Source organism: Pseudomonas sp. GW821-FHT09C08, from assembly GCF_059418125.1.
In genome coordinates this window covers 861,614-880,327 of the sequence record NZ_JBWKPG010000002.1, presented here as the reverse complement: position 1 = coordinate 880,327, position 18,714 = coordinate 861,614, and the positions used below count along the sequence as shown (strand labels likewise).

The window sequence follows — 18,714 nt, the reverse complement described above, 5'->3', positions numbered from 1 at the left end:
TCGGCCAGCCAGTGCCTACACTTGATCGTAGGCGCTGGCTTGCCGGCGCTAGCGCCTATTCAGACGGCCCTGTTCTTGCGCACCAACCGCAACCCCGCGATCACCACCGCAAACACCGCAAAGGTGGTGTTGTACAGCGCCAGCGCCGGCAGCCCGAACACCAGCCCCAACACCGCCAATCCCCACCCCGCACGGCCCGGCACGAAAAACGCGAGCACCGACGTCACCAGTGCCGCCCAGCCCAACACCTTGAAGTGAATCATCAAGCCCAGGTTCGAACGCACCTGGCATTCCCAGCGGCTGGCCTCATCCGCGCAGATGCCGACCCACTGGCCATCCTCCATGAAGCCATAACGCGCGGCATAGCTGGCAGCCAGCCACAACGGCAAGGCGATAAGCAGCAAAATCAACGGCAAGCGGCGAGACATGGAGCACTCCGATAGGCAAAAACGGCGCTCAGCTTAATGCGCTGGCGGCCGTTAGCAAGGTGTGTACGCAGATAACTGTTCAACAAAGCGTGCCAAAGTGTATCGTCTGGCTACTATTACCCCGATTCCGACGTTTTTTCCGACTTTTCGTGCCGAGGGCTGGCACTTCGGTGGCAACGCGGTGGTCATAGCCTGCGAACTTCATTCAGCACGTTTCCTCTTAGGGATAAAGTCATGCTCCGTTCCTTGCGCTGTGCTGCCTTGCTGGGCAGCCTTTTTTTGAGTGCGTCAGCACTGGCCGTCGATATCGACCAAGCCAGCTATGGCTACCCTTTGACCAACCCGTTCGAAGCGACCATCGCAACCACACCGCCTGACCTGCGGCCCAAATTGCCGAGCGACGACGAGATCAACCAGTCCGACTACACCCTGAACATGCGCCCCGAGCGCGAATTCAGCCTGCCGGACAACTTCTGGGCGGTGAAGAAGCTGACTTACCGCATCGCCAAGCAGGACCGTGCCGCCCCGCTGATCTTCCTGATCGCCGGTACCGGTGCGCGGTTTGACAGCAGCATCAACGAATACCTGAAAAAACTCTATTACCAGGCCGGCTACCACGTGGTGCAACTGTCGTCGCCGACCAGCTTCGACTTCATCGCCTCGGCTTCGCGCTTTGCCACCCCTGGGATCAGCCAGGAAGACGCCGAAGACATGTACCGCGTGATGCAGGCCGTGCGTGCACAGAATGCCTCGCTGCCGGTAACCGACTTCTACCTCACCGGCTACAGCCTCGGCGCCCTGGATGCGGCCTTTGTCAGCAAGCTCGACGAGACCCGCCGCAGCTTCAACTTCAAGAAAGTGCTGCTGCTCAACCCGCCAGTCAACCTCTACACCTCGATCACCAACCTCGACAAACTGGTCCAGACCGAGGTCAAGGGCATCAACAACACCACCACGTTCTATGAGCTGGTGTTGAACAAGCTCACCCGCTACTTCCAGCAAAAGGGCTACATCGACCTCAATGACGCCCTGCTCTACGACTTCCAGAACTCCAAGCAGCACCTGACCAACGAACAGATGGCCATGCTGATCGGCACCTCCTTCCGCTTCTCGGCCGCCGACATTGCCTTCACTTCGGACCTGATCAACCGCCGTGGCCTGATCATCCCGCCGAAATACCCGATCACCGAAGGCACCAGCCTCACGCCGTTCCTCAAGCGTGCGCTGCAATGCGATTTCGACTGCTACCTGACCGAGCAGGTCATCCCGATGTGGCGCGCCCGTTCCGATGGCGGCAGCCTGCTGCAACTGGTTGACCAGGTCAGCCTGTATGCACTCAAGGATTACCTGCACAACAGCCCGAAAATCGCCGTCATGCACAACGCCGACGATGTGATCCTGGGCCCCGGCGACCTCGGTTTCCTGCGTACAACCTTCGGCGATCGCTTGACCGTCTACCCGCTGGGCGGCCACTGCGGCAACCTCAATTACCGCGTCAACGCCGACGCCATGCTGGAGTTCTTCCGTGGCTAAATATCTTCTGCTGCTTGCCGCCTTGATGTGCGCAGGCGTGGCCAACGCCGACAACAGCAAGGCCCATGCGCCTACCGTGGTGGGCTCCGATGGCTTCAAGGAACCGCTGACCAAGCTCAAGTTCAACCCGGGCCTGGACCAACGCGAGTTCGAGCGTTCGTCGCTGACCGCGCTCAACGTCTACGACCCGCTGGAGTCGTGGAACCGCCGCGTGTACCACTTCAACTACCGCTTCGACCAATGGGTGTTCCTGCCGGTGGTCGACGGTTACCGCTACGTCACCCCGAGCTTTCTGCGCACCGGCGTGAGCAATTTCTTCAACAACCTGGGCGACGTGCCCAACCTGTTGAACAGCCTGCTGCAGCTCAAGGGCCACCGTTCCCTGGAAACCACCGGGCGCCTGCTGCTCAACACCACCATCGGCATCGCCGGCCTGTGGGACCCGGCCACCGCCATGGGCCTGCCGCGCCAGAGCGAAGACTTCGGCCAGACCCTGGGCTTCTATGGCGTGCCAGGCGGCGCGTACCTGGTCCTGCCGATCTTCGGCCCGTCGAACCTGCGTGACACCACGGGCTTGCTGGTCGATTACGGCGCGGAGACCGAGATCAACTTCCTCAACGTGTCCAAAGTCAGCGAAAACCACCCGGAAATCTGGGCCCTGCGCGCGGTCGACAAGCGCTACCAGACCAGCTTCCGCTATGGGCAGATGAACTCACCGTTCGAGTATGAAAAGGTGCGGTATATCTATACCGAGTCGCGTAAGTTGCAGATTGCGGAGTAGTAACCGCCGACAAAAAAGGCCATTCGAATGAATGGCCTTTTTTATTGCGCTGATTTTGCTGACTCAGCTAACACTGTGACCAGGAGGCACACCTGCCGCCTGGAACACTAGGATTAAGCTTGAACACCCGTGAATCAGCTTTTCGTCGCTCGCCATACCTTGCCAAGCACCGACACCACGGCCAACACTACCGCCCCCGCAATGATCCCCGCCACCGCATTCAGTAAGGTCGGCATCAACCACGCCAAGCCTGCGGTACTTTGGCTGACCGTCTCGATCCAGTGATGCACCACCGGCACGCCATGGGTCAGGATGCCGCCGCCGACCATGAACATCGCCGCCGTACCAATCACCGACAGGCTTTTCATCATGTACGGCGCCGCGCGCAAGATTGCGCCGCCGATGCTGCGCGCCATCTGGCCGGGCTTCTGGGTGAGCCACAGGCCCAGGTCATCGAGCTTGACGATGCCGGCCACCAGGCCATACACGCCAATGGTCATGACAATGGCAATGCCCGACAGCACGACCACCTGCTGCATCAACGGTGCAGCGGCCACGGTGCCGAGAGTGATGGCGATGATTTCCGCCGAGAGGATGAAGTCGGTGCGGATCGCGCCTTTGATCTTGTCCTTTTCGTACGCCACCAGGTCGGTTGCCGGGTCGGCCACGGCCTCGACCAGATGCGCCTGCTCTTCGGTGCGTTTGTGCAGGAAGGTGTGCGCGAGCTTTTCAAACCCCTCGAAACACAAGTAAGCCCCGCCCAGCATCAACAGCGGCGTGACCGCCCAAGGCGCAAACGCGCTGATCAACAGCGCCGCCGGCACCAAAATCAGCTTGTTGAGAAACGAGCCCTTGGCCACCGCCCATACCACCGGGATCTCCCGTTCGGCGCGTACTCCAGAGACCTGCTGGGCGTTGAGTGCCAGGTCATCGCCGAGGACCCCGGCGGTTTTCTTGGCGGCCATCTTGGTCATCAACGCCACATCGTCGAGCACCGCAGCGATGTCGTCGATCAGTACCAGCAAACTGCTTCCTGCCATTGGGGGACTTCCTGCCGTGAGAATGCCGCGAATATAACGCGGATCACTGCCGATCTGCTGCTGATCTTGCTCGCCGGATGGGAGCTGGCTTGCCGGCGATGGCGGTCTCCCCGCCTGCGTGATGAACGGGGCATCAGGGCTGCCAACCACCGCCCAGGCTCTGGATCAACGCCACACTGCCCTGGCTGAGCTGCCCTTGGGTGTCACGCAGGTTCTGTTCGGCTTGCAGCAACACCAGTTGTTGGGTCAACACCGTTTCGCGACTGACCGTGCCCGCACGCAATTGCGCCTCCTGGCTGCCGAACAGTTGCTGGTTGCGCTGGTAGACCTGCTGGAAGGCATCGGCCTGGGTTTGCAGGTGATTGATCGCCGACAGGTTGTCCTCGACGTTCTGCAAGGCGCTGAGCACCGTGCCACGGTAGTTTGCGGCGATCTGGTCGTAGCTGGCCTCGGCCTGTTTGACCGCGGCCTCACGGGCGCCGCCGTCGAAGATCGTCTCTGCCAGCGCCGGCCCCAGGGTCCAGATGCGGTTGGGCAAGGAGAACAACCCGCCCAAGGCGCTGCCGCGATAACCCAGTTGGGCGGTCAAATCCAGTGTCGGAAAGAACGCTGCCTCAGCCACGCCGATTTTCGCATTGGCCGCCGCCGCCGAGCGCTCGGCCGCCACCACATCCGGGCGCCGTTGCAGTAAGGTCGACGGCAGGGTCAGCGGTGGGCGCGGCACGACAAAGCTGAAGTCATTGCGTGGCGCCACGCTGAATTCACTCGGCGCCACGCCCACCAGCACCGCCAATGCGTGTTCATATTGCTCGCGGTCGCGCTGGGAAGTCTGCAGGTCGGCAATCGAGGTGGTCAGTTGGTCCTGAGCCACCAGCAACTGATCGTTGGTCGCCACGCCTTGGGTGAACTGGGCCTGGATCATGGCCTGCAACTGCTGGTTGATCGCCTGTTGCTGCTGGAGCAGGCGCACGTCGATATCCATCTGGCGCAGCGCCAGGTAGTTACTGGCCACGCTGGAGCTGATGGACAAGCGCACCCCGGCCAGCAACGCATCGGATTGCTGCGCGGCGGCCTGGCTTGACTCGATGCCGCGACGCACCTCGCCCCACAGGTCCGGCTCCCAACTGGCGGTCAACGTCGCGCTGACGCTGTTTTTCACGCCCGTCGACGTGGTGCTGCTGGACGTGGTGCCGTCACCGCCCTCGCCGCGCGAACCGGACAACCCCACGCCCACCGTCGGCCAGAGCCCGGCGCGGCTCGACGCCACTTGCGCCTGGGCCAGCCGATACGCGGCTTCAGCGGCAATGATCGACTGGTTGGCCTGGGCCGAGCGCGCCACCAGGTCATTCAACACCGGGTCCTGGTACGCCAGCCACCATTGGCTGTCCAACGCGCCCTGGGGATTGGACGCCGCGCGTTGCCACTCCGCGCCCTCCTTGAAGGTCTGCGGCAGCGGCATCGCAGGCTTTTGATAGTCGGGCCCGACCATGCAACCACCGAGTACCAGGCTTAACAACAGCACGCTGTCTGTGAGTTTCATGCGCTTGCTTCCTTATGCCGTCCCAGGCGCTGGGACGCCCGGTCGAGCCACAGGTAAATCACCGGGGTGGTGTACAGCGTCAGCACCTGGCTGAGCAGCAACCCGCCAATAATCGAAATCCCCAGCGGCCGGCGCAGTTCCGAGCCATAGCCGGTGCCCAGCACCAGCGGCAGCGCGCCGAGGATCGCCGCCAGGGTGGTCATCATGATCGGCCGGAAGCGGATCAGGCACGCACGGCGAATGGCCGCCTTGGCCGTGAGCCCGAATTCGCGCCGTTCAGTGATCGCGAAGTCGATCATCATGATCGCGTTCTTCTTGACGATGCCGATCAACAAAATCACGCCCACCAGCGCGATGATCGACAGTTCGGTGCCGGTCAGCAGCAACGCGATCAAGGCACCGACACCCGCCGAAGGCAAGGTGGAAAGAATCGTCAGCGGGTGCATCAGGTTTTCATACAGAATGCCCAGCACGATGTACACCGAGAGCAATGCCGCGACGATCAGCAACGGCTCGCTGGCCACCGACGACTGGAACACTTGGGCGGTGCCGGCGAACTGCCCGACCACACTGGCGGGCATGCGCAGTTGCTTCACCGCGTCGTCGACCAAGGCGGTGGCCTGGCCGATGGACGTGCCGGGCGCCAGGTTGAACGAGACCGTCACCGCCGGAAAACTGCCCTGGTGACTGATGGAGATCGCCGTGCGCGCCACCGAATCATCGGCAATCGCCGACAGTGGCACCAAGGTCGACTGCGCCGCCAGGTTGGGCGCGGCGACGCTGCCTTTGCTGGCCAGCGCCGCGCTGCCCACCGGCACATAAATGCCCTTGAGCGCCGACGGGTCGGTCCAGTATTCGGGGGCGATTTCCATCACCACGTGGTACTGGTTGGCGGCGCGGTAGAGGGTCGAGACCTGGCGCTGGCCAAAGGCGTCGTACAGCGTCTGGTCGACGGCCGACATGCTCACCCCGAGCCGCTCCGCCGTGTCGCGGTTGATGCCGACATTGGCCAGCAGGCTGTTGTCCTGCTGGTCGGTGTTCAGGTCGGTCAACTGCGGCAGCTTGCGCAACACAGCCACCACCTTCGGCACCCACTCGTCCAGGGATGACTGGTCATCGGCGGTGAGCGTGTATTGATATTGCGCGCCGCTCTGGCGGCCGCCTACGGTGATGTCCTGGGCCGACTGCAGAAACAGCTTGGTGCCGGGCAAGTCACTGAGGGCGTGGCGGATTTGCCCGATCACTTGGGTGGCGTCGTCCTTGCGCTCGCCCAGTGGCTTGAGCAGCACGAACATCTGCGCACTGTTGACCGCCCCACCGCCACCGCCGCCGCCACCGACAAACCCGGCGGCGGTTTCCACATTGGGGTTGGTCATGACCTTGCGGTTGATCTCGGTGAAGTCCTTCTGCATCGCCCCGTAGGAAATACTCTGGTTGGCCAGGATGCTGCCCTGCAGGCGGCCGGTGTCTTCCTGGGGAAAAAAGCCCTTGGGCACTAGCACATACAGCACCCCGGCCAGCACGATCACCAGCACCGTGACCAGGCCCATCAGGATCGAATGCTCGATGACCCACCCCAGGGTCCGGTCATAGAAACGGTGAAAACGCGAATCCGGGTGTTCATCGCCTTCGTGCAGCTCCTTGGGCGCGCGCAGCAACACGCTGGCGAGCATCGGCGTGACCGTCAGCGAGATCAGCATCGAGATGACGATCGCCACCGACAGCGATACCGAAAACTCACGGAACAGCCGCCCGACAATCCCGCCCATCAACAGCAGCGGAATGAACACCGCGACCAGCGACACGCTGATGGTCAGCACGGTGAAGCCGACCTCCTTGGCGCCATTCAGCGCGGCCTGGACCCGGCTCTCGCCTTTCTCCAGGTGGCGCATGATGTTTTCCACCACCACGATGGCATCGTCCACCACAAACCCGGTGGAAATGGTCAGCGCCATCAACGACAGGTTATTCAGGCTGTAGCCGAGGAAGTACATCGCGCCGAAGGTGCCGAGCAACGACAGCGGCACGACGATCGCCGGCACCAGCGTGCTGCGCCAGTCGCGGAAAAACCCGAACGTCACCAGCGTCACCAGCAGGATCGACGCCAGCAGGGTCACTTCCACATCATGCAACGAGGCGCGGATGGTGGTGGTGCGGTCCATCAACAGGTTGAGCTTGATCGACGCCGGGATCGAGCTTTGCAGAAACGGCAGCGAGGCTTTTACCGCGTCCACCGTGTCGATCACATTCGCGCCGGGTTGCTTGAACACCACCAGCAACACCGCCGGCTTGCCGTTGGACAGGCCGAAGTTGCGCAGGTCCTGCACGTCTTCGCGCACGTAGCCGAGGTCCGCGATGCGGATCAGGTCGCCGTTGTGTTCCTTGACCACCAACGGGCCGTAGTCGTCGGTGTTGAGCAGCATGTCATTGGCGCCAATCCCGTAGGAGCGGTCACCGATTGCCACGTTGCCCTTGGGCAGGTTGGCATTCGAGGCGCTGATGACCTGGCGCACCTGCTCCAGGCTGACGCCGTACCGGTTGAGGCGATCCGGGTTGAGCTCCACGCGCACCGCCGGCAGCGCACCGCCGCCAACCGTCACGTCGCCGACGCCGGTGGTCTGCAACAGTTTCTGCTCCAGCAGGGTCGAGGCCACGTCGTACATCTGCCCCGGCGTGGCGCTGTCGGAGGTCAGGCTGATGATCATGATCGGCGAGTCGGCCGGGTTGACCTTGCGATAGGTCGGGTTGCCGGACAGGTCGCTCGGCAGGTTGGTGCGCGCCGCGTTGATCGCTGCCTGCACGTCGCGCGCGGCGCCGTCGATATCGCGGTTGAGGTCAAACTGCAGGGTGATGCGGGTGGAGCCGAGGCTGCTGGCGGAGGTCATTTGCGTGACCCCGGCGATCTGCCCGAACTCGCGCTCCAGCGGCGTGGCCACCGAACTGGCGACGGTATTAGGGTCGGCGCCGGGCAACGAGGCACTGACGCTGATGGTGGGGAAATCCACCTCCGGCAACGGCGCCACCGGCAACAGCATAAAGGCCAGCGCGCCGAACAGCGCCAGCCCCGCCGCCATCAGGGTGGTGGCGATGGGGCGATGGACAAACGGCGCGCTGAGGTTCATTGCGCCGGGTCCGCTTCAATCGGGCGCCGGCTGAAGCGCTGTTCCAGCCCGTGCATGGCGAGGAAGATCACCGGGGTGGAAAACAGCGTCAGCAACTGGCTGAGCATCAGTCCGCCAATGATCGCGATGCCCAATGGATGGCGCAGTTCCGAGCCGATACCGGTGCCCAGCGCCAGCGGCACCGCGCCGAACAGCGAGGCCATGCTGGTCATCAGGATCGGCCGAAACCGCAACTCCGCCGCCTGCCGGATCGCCGCCACCGGGGTCAGCCCGCCCTCGCGCAGCAGTGCCAGGGCGAAGTCGACCATCATGATGCCGTTCTTCATGACAATGCCGATCAACAGCACGATGCCGATCAAACCGATGATGTCGAACTGCGTGCCAGTGACCAGCAGCGCAAGCAACGCGCCGAGTGCGGCCGAAAGCAACGTCGAGAGGATCGTCACCGGGTGCACGAAGCTCTCGTAGAGAATCCCCAGCATCAGGTACACCACCACAATCGCCGCCACCACCAGGAACACCTGGTTGGACAGCGACGCCTCGAACGTCGCCGCCGCCCCCTCAAGGTTGGCCTGCACCGACAGCGGCAGGCCGACCTTGGCCTCGATGTCCTTGAGGCGGGTCACCGCTGCGCCAAGGGTTTGCCCCGGCGCGAGGTTGAACGACACATCCGCATAGGGAAATTGCCCCAGGCGATTGATGGTCACCGGGGTGCGCACCACCTGCATCGTGGCCATGCTCGACAGCGGCGCCACGCCGCCGGCGGGAATGTCCACGTACAAGCCGGTAAGCAGATCCGGCAGGTTGCGCGGCGGATGATCGGTGGCGATCACCACGTGGTACTGGTTGAGCTGGGTGTAGATCGTCGACACCTGGCGCTGGCCAAACGCGTCATACAGCACATCGTCGATGGCTTGCGGGGTGATGCCCAGGCGCGAGGCGGTGGCGCGGTCGAAGGTCAGCTGGATCTGGTTGCCAAACTGCATCGCCTGGCTTTGCACGTCGGTGAACATCGGGTCCCGCTTGATCGCCGCGAGCAGCTTGTTGGTCCACTGCTCCAGCTCATCCGGATCGGTGGCTTGCAGGCCCAGGCGATAGCTGGTGGTGGACACCGTGGCGTCCAGCGTCAGGTCCTGCACCGAGTGCAGGTACAGGCGGATGCCGGCATCGTCGGCGTTGGCATCGGCGAGGCGGCGGATCACTTCGGTGCTGCTGTCGCGCTCGCCTCGGGGCTTGAGGTTGATCAGGAGGTTGCCTTGGTTGATGGTCGGGTTGGTCTGGTCGATGCCGACGAACGACGACAGGCTCTGCACCGCCGGATCCTTGAGAATCCGCGCGGCCAGGCGCTGCTGCTCCACCTGCATCTGCTGGAACGAAATGGTCGGCGCCGCCTGGGAAATCCCCTGGATCAGGCCGGTGTCCTGATCAGGGAAAAAGCCCTTGGGCATCAGCACCAGTGTCACCAGGGTCAGGGCTGCGGTGAGCACCACCGAGATCAACGTAAGCGTGCGGTGCGCCAGCACCCAATCGAGGCCCCGCACATAGTGCGTGTTGATACGATCGAAGAAATCCACCCGGTGTTCCTGCTGCCGGTGCTTGAGCATCCGCGCGCACATCATCGGCGTGAGCGTCAGGGAAATCAGCGCGGAGATCACGATAGTCACGGCCACGGTCATGGCGAATTCGCGGAACAGCCGCCCGACCACATCGCCCATGAACAGCAACGGGATCATCACCGCGATCAGCGCAATCGACAGCGAGATGATCGTGAAGCCGATCTGCGCCGAGCCCTTGAGGGCCGCCTCCAGCGGCGAGTCACCAGCCTCCAGGTAGCGCGTGATGTTTTCGATCATCACGATCGCGTCATCCACCACGAAACCGATGGCGATGGTCAGCGCCATCAGCGTCAGGTTGTTGAGGGAAAAGCCCAGGGCATAGGCCACCGCCAGCGTCCCCACCAGCGTCAGCGGGATGGTCACCGCCGGAATGATCGTCGCAGCGACGTTGCGCAGGAAGATGAAAATCACGATCACCACCAGCGCGATGGCCATGGCCAATTCGTACTGCACATCGGTGACCGACGCGCGGATGGTCTGGGTGCGGTCGGTGAGCACGTCGACCTTCAATGTGGCTGGCAAACTGGCGCGCAGCTTGGGCAGCAATTGCTGCACGCGGTCGACCACCTGGATCACGTTGGCGCCAGGCTGGCGCTGGATATTCAACACAATCGACGGCGTACTGTTGGTCCAGGCGGCCTGGCGCGGATTCTCGGCGCCCTGGGTCGAACTGGCGATCTGCGACAGGCGAATCGGCGCGCCGTTCTTGTAGGCGATCACCAGGTCACGGTACTCCTCGGCCGATTGCAGTTGGTCGTTGGCGCCGATGGAATACGCCTGGAACTTACCGTCGATATTGCCCTTGGCCTGGTTGACGTTGGCGGTGCCCAGCGAGGTGCGCAGGTCATCCAGGGACAGGCCGAGACTGTTCAGCGCCGAGGTATTGGCCTCGACCCGCACCGCCGGGCGCTGGCCGCCGCTGATGGTGACCAGGCCGACCCCGGTGATCTGCGAAATTTTCTGCGCCAGGCGCGTGTCGGCCAGGTCTTCGATCTTGGTCAGCGGCAGCACATCGGAGGTCAGCGACAGCGTCAGCACCGGCGCGTCCGCCGGGTTGACCTTGCTATACACCGGCGGGTACGGCAGGTTCGCCGGCAGGAAGGTACCGGCCGCGTTGATCGCCGCCTGCACTTCTTGTTCGGCGACGTCCAGGGACAACGACAAGTCGAATTGCAGGGTTACCACCGAGACGCCGTCGGAGCTGGTGGAGTTCATCGACTTGAGCCCCGGCATCTCGCCGAGCTGGCGCTCCAGCGGCGCGGTGATCGAGGAGCTGACCACATCCGGGCTGGCGCCGGGGTATTGGGTGAAGACCTGGATGGTCGGGTAATCGACCTCGGGCAACGCCGACACCGACAGCAAGTGGTACCCGAGCAACCCGAGCAAGAGCACGGCCACCATCATCAGCGTGGTTGCCACTGGGCGTTCGATAAAGGGCCGCGAGACATTCATGACCGGCAGCTCCTTACTGGGCGACGACTTTTACCGGCGAACCGTCGTCAAGTTTATCGGCACCTTCGGTGACCACCTGCTCGCCAGGCTTGACGCCGTTGTCGAGGATCGCCGAGACATCGCCCATCGACGGCCCAGTCTTGACGTTGCGCAGCGCGGCCTTGTCGCCGTTGACCACAAACACGAAATCCCCCTTGCTGCCGTGCTGGATCGCCCGGGTCGGCACCACGGCGACCTGGCTCAAGGTGTCGGCCTTGAGACGCGCGTTGACAAATTGGTTGGGGAACAGCGCATCACCTGCGTCGTCGAACTGCGCCTTGACCTTGATCGTGCCGGTGCTGGTGTCGACCTGGTTATCCAGGGCCAGCAGGCTGCCGGTGGCCAGCAGGGTCTTTTTATTGCGGTCGTAGGCCAGCACGGTCACGCTGCCACGGGCCATGGCCTGGTCGATGCTGCCCAGGTCATCTTCGGGCACGGCAAACACCACCGTGGCCGGGTTCATCTGGGTAATGACCACAATGCCGGTGGTGCTGGTGGTGGTCACGTAGTTGCCGGGGTCGACCAGCCGCAAGCCAACCACGCCATCGACCGGCGAGGTGATGGTGCAGTAGCTCAGTTGCACCTCGAGGTTTTGCACATTGCCCTGGTCGGCGGCGACGGTGCCCTGCTGCTCCTGCACCAGGGCGGCCTGGGTATCGAGGGTTTGCTGGCTGGTGGAGCCGGCCTTGACCAGGTCGCGATAACGGGCCAGGTCGCGCTGGGCATTGCTCAATACCGCCTGGTCATGCGCCAGCGTGCCCTTGGCCACAGCCAATTGCGCCTTGAGCGCACGGTCGTCGATGCGGGCGATGACCTGGCCCTTGCTGACGTGCTGGCCTTCCTTGAATTCGACGCTGCTGAGGATGCCGTCGACCTGGCTGACCACCGTGACGCTGCGTGTCGGGGTCACGGTGCCGAGGGCGTCGATGTACACCGGCACATCCTGCAAGGCGACGGGCACCACGGCCACCGGTTCACCTGTGGCTGCAGGCTTGCCCTTGTGCTGCGCGGTGAAGAAATGGAGACCCAGGACAATCGCCAGTACCACCAGGACGACGCCCGCCAGCCAGGCGAACGTGCGTCGTTTGCTTTTCTCCACGGTTTCTCTCTCGAACGCCGAAATCAGGATAGACCGACCGCTGCAATGAGTCGGTGGCTGACCTGAACTCTAGCAGCGCGCCCGGCCTATGCCTGTACAACCTTGAATGCGTTCAGCATCAAGACAGACAATCTGGCGCAAGCCCCCGGCCTGCAAGGCCTGGAGTAGGATTCTTGAGCGCTGCGCAAGGCCGGTGCTACCATGCGCAACCGCCTGTCCTGGCAAGGAAAACCCTGGTTTATGAGCACCATTCGCGAGCGCAACAAAGAAAAGATCCTGCGGGCGGCCAGCGAGGAGTTTGCCGACAAGGGCTTCGCCGCGACCAAAACCAGCGACATCGCCGCCAAGGCCGGGCTGCCCAAGCCCAATGTCTATTACTACTTCAAGTCCAAGGACAACCTCTATCGCGAGGTGCTCGAAAGCATTATCGAGCCGATCCTGGCAGCGTCCACGCCGTTCAATCCCGAGGGTGAGCCGTCGGTGGTGCTGAGCAACTACATCCGCTCGAAAATCCGCATCTCCCGCGACCTGCCCTTCGCCTCCAAGGTATTCGCCAGCGAAATCATGCATGGCGCACCACACCTCAGTGCCGACCAGGTTGAACAACTCAACGCCCAGGCCAAGCACAACATCGACTGCATCCAGAACTGGGTAGATCGCGGCCTCATCGCCGCTATTGACCCCAACCACCTGATGTTCAGCATCTGGGCAGCGACGCAGACCTATGCGGATTTCGATTGGCAGATCTCGGCGGTGACCGGAAAGGCCAAATTGGACGAGGCGGACTATGAAGCGGCGGCGCAGACGATCATCCGGTTGGTGCTCAAGGGGTGTGAGCCGGACTAATGGAGGGGGGTGTCTGCATCGCAGGCAAGCCAGCGCCTGCATTTCTGCGGTGTTGAACACAAAATGTTCGAATCCCTCCACCCCCAGTGGGAGCGGGCTTGCTCGCGAAAGCGGCTTTCCAGACACATCCTGCCAAAAGCCTGGCGCCCAGCATTGATCGGCGAGATCTAGCCTCTCAGGACACCACTTGAAGAGAGGCCATGGAATGCCTGATCTACCTGCTTCAAATCGCCTGCGTATTGGCCGCTACGACGAGCCCAATCGCATCTACTTGCTGACCAGCAACACCCTTGATCGTGAGCCGATCTTCTTGGACTTCAAACTCGGCAGGCTTGTAGTACAGCAGTTCAGGATTGCCCAGCATCAAGGTCTGGCGACCTCCTTGGCCTGGGTCGTGATGCCTGATCATTTCCACTGGCTGATCTCCCTGGAAAAAGGCTCACTCGCCGATTTGATGCGTCAGGTAAAGTCCAAAAGTACCCGAGTTGTGAATGCGGTTTCCGGGCGCCAGGGACGTCTCTGGCAACCCGGTTTCCACGATCATGCCGTGCGCCGCGAAGAAAGCCTGGAGGGCATAGCCCGCTATATCGTCGCCAATCCTTTGCGAGCGGGCCTGGTCAATAGATATGGCGACTATCCACTCTGGGACGCCATTTGGCTTTGACTGGAGACCGAGGCGCCTGCATCGCGGGCAAGCCCGCTCCCACACTGTTTGGTGTGAACACCAACAACCCCTGTGGGAGCGGGCTTGCCCGCGATAGCTTTCTGCCTATCGCCAAAGAATCACGCGGGCACCCCCGCATCCGCCAGCAACCCCACGCCCTCGATTGCGGTGATCGCGCATTGCTCGTCGATGTCCGATGTGTCGCCACTGATCCCGATCGCCCCCAGTACCACCCCTTCTCGATCTCGAATCAATACCCCGCCCGGTGCCGGGACCACGCTGCCCTGCCCCAGGCTGTTCAATGCCGCGATAAACGCCGGGCGCTGCTGCGCGTCCAGTGCCAACAAGCGCGAGCCCTTGCCCAGCGCAATCGCGCCCCAGGCCTTGCCGATGGCGATCTGCGGGCGCAGCAGGCTGGCGCCGTCTTCGCGTTGCAGGGTGATCAAGTGGCCGCCACTGTCGAGGACCGCGATGGTCAGCGGCGCCGTCGACAGCGTGCGCCCTGCGTTGAGGGCCTGACTGGCGAGCTGGGTGGCGATTTTCAAGGTTAAAGCGCTCATGGTGCCGTCCTTCTTTTGTTATTGGGAAAGCGGTGGAGGTCTGTCTGATCAGATGCTCGATCAAACAAATAGAACACAATGACAATTAATTTTGTATACAATAATTTCGCACAAACACTCCATACGTCGAAAAAATGCCTTCCGACGAACGCAAAGGGCCGCGAACAAAATGGATTGACCTGCGCCGCTCGCCGTGAATACACTTTATCCAGACACCACTTGTATACAATTACAAAACGCAAGAGGCACCAAAATCATGAGCAAAATGAGAGCAATCGAAGCCGCCGTCCTGGTGATGCGCCGTGAAGGCGTGGACACCGCCTTCGGTATCCCTGGCGCCGCGATCAACCCGCTGTATTCGGCCTTGCAGAAGGTCGGTGGCATCGATCACGTCCTTGCTCGCCACGTTGAAGGCGCCTCGCACATGGCCGAGGGTTACACCCGCACCAAGGCCGGCAATATCGGCGTGTGCATCGGCACTTCGGGCCCGGCGGGCACCGACATGGTCACCGGCCTCTACAGCGCATCGGCGGACTCGATCCCGATCCTGTGCATCACCGGCCAAGCCCCGCGTGCACGGATGCACAAGGAAGACTTCCAGGCCGTCGACATCACCAGCATCGTCAAGCCCGTGACCAAGTGGGCAACCACTGTGCTCGAACCTGGCCAGGTGCCCTACGCGTTCCAGAAAGCCTTCTACGAAATGCGCTCAGGCCGCCCAGGCCCAGTGTTGATCGACCTGCCGTTCGACGTGCAGATGGCCGAAATCGAATTCGACATCGACGCCTACCAGCCGCTGCCCCTGGCCAAGCCGCTGGCAACCCGCATCCAGGTGGAAAAAGCCCTGGCCCTGCTCGATGCCGCCGAGCGGCCGTTGCTGGTCAGCGGCGGTGGCGTGATCAATGCCGACGCCAGCGAACTGCTGGTGGAGTTCGCCGAACTCACTGGTATCCCGGTGATTCCGACCCTGATGGGCTGGGGCACCATCCCCGACGACCACCCGCAGATGGTCGGCATGGTCGGCCTGCAAACCTCCCACCGCTATGGCAACGCGACGATGCTCAAGTCGGACGTGGTGCTCGGCATCGGCAACCGCTGGGCCAACCGCCACACCGGTTCGGTGGAGGTCTACACCGAAGGCCGCAAGTTCATTCACGTCGACATCGAGCCGACGCAGATTGGCCGCGTGTTCACCCCGGACCTGGGCATCGTCTCCGACGCCGGTTCCGCGCTGACCCTGTTCATTGAAGTGGCCCGCGAGTGGAAAGCCGCCGGCAAGCTCAAGGACCGCAGCGCCTGGCTGCATGATTGCCAGCAGCGCAAGGCCACCCTGCAGCGCAAGACCCACTTCGACGCGGTGCCGGTCAAGCCGCAACGGGTGTACGAAGAGATGAACCAGGTGTTCGGCAAAGACACCTGCTACGTCAGCACCATCGGCCTGTCGCAGATTGCTGGCGCGCAATTCCTCCACGTGTACAAGCCGCGCCACTGGATCAACTGCGGCCAGGCCGGCCCGTTGGGCTGGACCATCCCCGCAGCGCTCGGCGTGGTCAAGGCCGACCCGAGCCGCAAGGTGGTGGCGTTGTCCGGCGACTATGACTTCCAGTTCATGATCGAAGAGCTGGCGGTGGGCGCGCAATTCAAGCTGCCGTACATCCACGTGGTGGTGAACAACTCCTACCTGGGGCTGATCCGCCAGGCCCAGCGCGGTTTTGAAATGGACTACTGCGTCCAGCTGTCCTTCGACAACCTCAACGCCCCGGAGCTCAACGGTTATGGCGTCGACCACGTCGCCGTCGCCGAAGGCCTGGGTTGCAAGGCCCTGCGCGTGTTCGAGCCGGGCCAGATCCAGCCGGCCCTGCGCAAGGCGCAGGAGATGATCGAGGAATTCAAGGTGCCGGTGATCGTCGAGATCATCCTGGAGCGCGTGACCAATATTTCCATGGGCACCGAGATCAACGCCGTCAACGAATTCGAAGATCTGGCCCTGGTCGGCAACGATGCGCCGACTGCCATTTCCCTGCTCGATTAAGGAGAACCCTATGCCGCGCTTTGCCGCCAACCTGTCCATGCTGTTTACCGAGCAGGACTTTCTCGCCCGCTTCAAAGCCGCCGCCGAGGTCGGTTTCGAAGGGGTCGAGTACCTGTTCCCGTATGAGTTCAGCTCCGCCGAAATCAAGGCACAACTTGATGCCCATGGCCTGACCCAAGTGCTGTTCAACCTGCCGGCCGGTGATTGGGCCAAGGGCGAGCGCGGCCTGGCGTGCCACCCGGATCGGGTCGAGGAGTTCCGCGCCGGGGTCAACCTGGCCATCGCCTACGCCGAGGTGCTGGGCAATACCCAGATCAACTGCCTGGCGGGGATCCGGCCTGCCGGTGTCGATGATGCAACCCTGGAAAAGACGTTTGTCGCCAACCTCAAGTACGCGGCCGACAAGCTGCAAGCGGTGGGCATCAAGCTGGTGATGGAAGCCATCAACACCCGCGACATCCCCGGCTTCTACCTCAACAACACCGCGCAGGCCCTGTCGATTCGCGAGCAAGTGGGCAGCGCCAACCTGTTCCTGCAATACGACATCTATCACATGCAAATCATGGAAGGCGACCTGGCCCGCACCATGGCCGCGCACCTGGGCGAGATCAACCATATCCAGCTGGCGGACAACCCCGGGCGCAATGAGCCGGGTACCGGCGAGATCAACTATCGCTTCCTGTTCGAGCATCTGGACCGCATCGGTTACTCGGGCTGGGTCGGCTGTGAATACAAGCCGCTGACCACCACCGAAGCCGGTTTGGGCTGGCTCAAAACCCACAACGCGATCTGACTGAACAACACAAAACCCAATGTGAAAGCAGGGCTTGTGTGGGAGCTGGCTTGCCTGCGATGCAGGCAACTCGGTCTCTCAGTTAAACCGAGGTAATGCCATCGCAGGCAAGCCAGCTCCCACAAAAAGCAGCTCTCACATCGAATAAAGAGAGGATTTTCGTCATGGCTAAAATCGGATTCATCGGCACCGGCATCATGGGCCAACCCATGGCCGCCAACCTGCAGAAAGCAGGTCACCAACTGTTTCTCTCCGAGCATCATGGCAAGGCGCCGGCCGAGCTGATCGGTGCGGGTGCCATCGCGTTGGCCAACCCGCAGCAAGTCGCCCAGGAAGCCGAGTTCATCATCGTCATGGTGCCCGACACCCCGCAGGTCGATGACGTGCTGTTCCGCGCCGACGGTGTAGCCGCCGGCCTGTCACCCAACAAGGTGGTGATCGACATGAGTTCGATCTCCCCCACCGCCACCAAGGCGTTCGCCGCCAAGATCAACCAGACCGGCGCGCAGTACCTGGATGCGCCAGTGTCCGGCGGTGAAGTCGGCGCCAAGGCCGGCACCCTGAGCATCATGGTCGGTGGCGAGCCGCAGACCTTCGAACGCGCCCTGCCCCTGTTCCAAAGCATGGGCAAGAACATCACCCTGGTGGGTGGCAATGGCGATGGCCAGACGGCCAAGGTGGCTAACCAGATCATCGTCGCGCTGAATATCCAGGCGGTGGCCGAAGCGCTGCTGTTCGCCTCGAAGAACGGCGCCGACCCGGCCAAGGTGCGTGAAGCGCTGATGGGCGGCTTTGCCTCCTCGAAGATCCTCGAAGTGCATGGCGAGCGCATGATCAAGGGCACCTTCGATCCGGGCTTCCGCATCAACCTGCACCAGAAGGACCTGAACCTGGCCCTGGCCGGCGCCAAGGAGCTGGGGATCAACCTGCCGAACACCGCCGGCACCCAACAGGTGTTCAGCACCTGCACGGCGATCGGCGGCGGCAACTGGGACCATTCGGCGCTGATCAAGGGGCTGGAGCACATGGCGAATTTTTCGATTCGCGATAAGTAACCCACCCCGCTTCCACCTTTGAGTGCGGTCGAATGTGGGAGCGGGCTTGCTCGCGAAAGCGGTGTATCAGTCAGCATGGATGTTGAATGTCAGAACGCATTCGCGAGCAAGCCC

General features: G+C 62.5%; 14 protein-coding genes. 7 read left to right on the top strand and 7 right to left on the bottom strand.

Annotated features, from left to right (window positions below; translation table 11 throughout):
- Window positions 1-59: 59 nt before the first annotated feature.
- Window positions 60-428, bottom strand: coding sequence for a hypothetical protein (locus tag AC07OJ_RS10760; protein ID WP_065901568.1), 369 nt, complete (start codon window positions 426-428; stop codon window positions 60-62).
- Between the two features lie 234 nt (window positions 429-662).
- On the opposite strand from AC07OJ_RS10760, the gene AC07OJ_RS10755 reads away from it, so the two are divergent.
- Window positions 663-1,961, top strand: coding sequence for a serine/threonine protein kinase (locus AC07OJ_RS10755; protein WP_065901569.1), 1,299 nt, complete (start codon window positions 663-665; stop codon window positions 1,959-1,961).
- Window positions 1,954-2,742, top strand: a complete 789-nt coding sequence (locus AC07OJ_RS10750) for an MlaA family lipoprotein (RefSeq protein WP_065901571.1) — start codon at window positions 1,954-1,956, stop codon at window positions 2,740-2,742. The genes AC07OJ_RS10755 and AC07OJ_RS10750 overlap by 8 nt, the downstream gene beginning before the upstream one ends.
- 134 nt (window positions 2,743-2,876) lie before the next feature.
- On the opposite strand, the gene AC07OJ_RS10745 is transcribed toward AC07OJ_RS10750, so the two are convergent.
- The 5 genes from AC07OJ_RS10745 to AC07OJ_RS10725 form a co-directional block, all read right to left on the bottom strand.
- Window positions 2,877-3,782 (bottom strand): DUF808 domain-containing protein, encoded by a 906-nt coding sequence (locus tag AC07OJ_RS10745; RefSeq protein WP_495094513.1) that lies wholly within the window; start codon window positions 3,780-3,782, stop codon window positions 2,877-2,879.
- A gap of 133 nt (window positions 3,783-3,915) precedes the next feature.
- Complete coding sequence (locus AC07OJ_RS10740; RefSeq protein WP_495094512.1) at window positions 3,916-5,322, bottom strand: efflux transporter outer membrane subunit; 1,407 nt, start codon at window positions 5,320-5,322, stop codon at window positions 3,916-3,918.
- Window positions 5,319-8,444 carry an efflux RND transporter permease subunit gene (locus AC07OJ_RS10735; protein WP_495094511.1) on the bottom strand — a complete coding sequence of 1,042 codons (3,126 nt, stop codon included), beginning with the start codon at window positions 8,442-8,444 and terminating at the stop codon, window positions 5,319-5,321. Before AC07OJ_RS10735 ends, AC07OJ_RS10740 begins: the two co-directional genes overlap by 4 nt.
- On the bottom strand, window positions 8,441-11,512 hold the full coding sequence (locus AC07OJ_RS10730) for an efflux RND transporter permease subunit (RefSeq protein ID WP_495094510.1): 3,072 nt from the start codon (window positions 11,510-11,512) through the stop codon (window positions 8,441-8,443). Before AC07OJ_RS10730 ends, AC07OJ_RS10735 begins: the two co-directional genes overlap by 4 nt.
- Before the next feature lie 13 nt (window positions 11,513-11,525).
- Window positions 11,526-12,650, bottom strand: a complete 1,125-nt coding sequence (locus tag AC07OJ_RS10725; protein ID WP_495094509.1) for an efflux RND transporter periplasmic adaptor subunit — start codon at window positions 12,648-12,650, stop codon at window positions 11,526-11,528.
- Window positions 12,651-12,890: 240 nt separating this feature from the next.
- Between AC07OJ_RS10725 and AC07OJ_RS10720 the strand changes: the two genes are divergently transcribed.
- A complete protein-coding gene (locus AC07OJ_RS10720; protein ID WP_065901582.1) occupies window positions 12,891-13,496 on the top strand; it encodes a TetR/AcrR family transcriptional regulator in 606 nt (201 codons plus the stop codon).
- Between the two features lie 205 nt (window positions 13,497-13,701).
- A complete protein-coding gene (locus AC07OJ_RS10715) occupies window positions 13,702-14,160 on the top strand; it encodes an REP-associated tyrosine transposase (protein WP_120447991.1) in 459 nt (152 codons plus the stop codon).
- Window positions 14,161-14,279: 119 nt separating this feature from the next.
- On the opposite strand, the gene AC07OJ_RS10710 is transcribed toward AC07OJ_RS10715, so the two are convergent.
- Window positions 14,280-14,720 (bottom strand): GlcG/HbpS family heme-binding protein, encoded by a 441-nt coding sequence (locus tag AC07OJ_RS10710; protein WP_065901586.1) that lies wholly within the window; start codon window positions 14,718-14,720, stop codon window positions 14,280-14,282.
- A 256-nt stretch (window positions 14,721-14,976) separates the two neighbouring features.
- Between AC07OJ_RS10710 and gcl the strand changes: the two genes are divergently transcribed.
- From gcl to AC07OJ_RS10695, 3 genes are all read left to right on the top strand, one after another.
- Window positions 14,977-16,752, top strand: coding sequence for a glyoxylate carboligase (gene gcl / locus AC07OJ_RS10705; protein WP_495094508.1), 1,776 nt, complete (start codon window positions 14,977-14,979; stop codon window positions 16,750-16,752).
- 10 nt (window positions 16,753-16,762) lie between these two features.
- Window positions 16,763-17,545 carry a hydroxypyruvate isomerase gene (gene hyi, locus AC07OJ_RS10700; RefSeq protein ID WP_495094507.1) on the top strand — a complete coding sequence of 261 codons (783 nt, stop codon included), beginning with the start codon at window positions 16,763-16,765 and terminating at the stop codon, window positions 17,543-17,545.
- Window positions 17,546-17,709: 164 nt separating this feature from the next.
- Window positions 17,710-18,600, top strand: coding sequence for a 2-hydroxy-3-oxopropionate reductase (locus tag AC07OJ_RS10695; RefSeq protein ID WP_106804702.1), 891 nt, complete (start codon window positions 17,710-17,712; stop codon window positions 18,598-18,600).
- Window positions 18,601-18,714 lie beyond the last annotated feature (114 nt).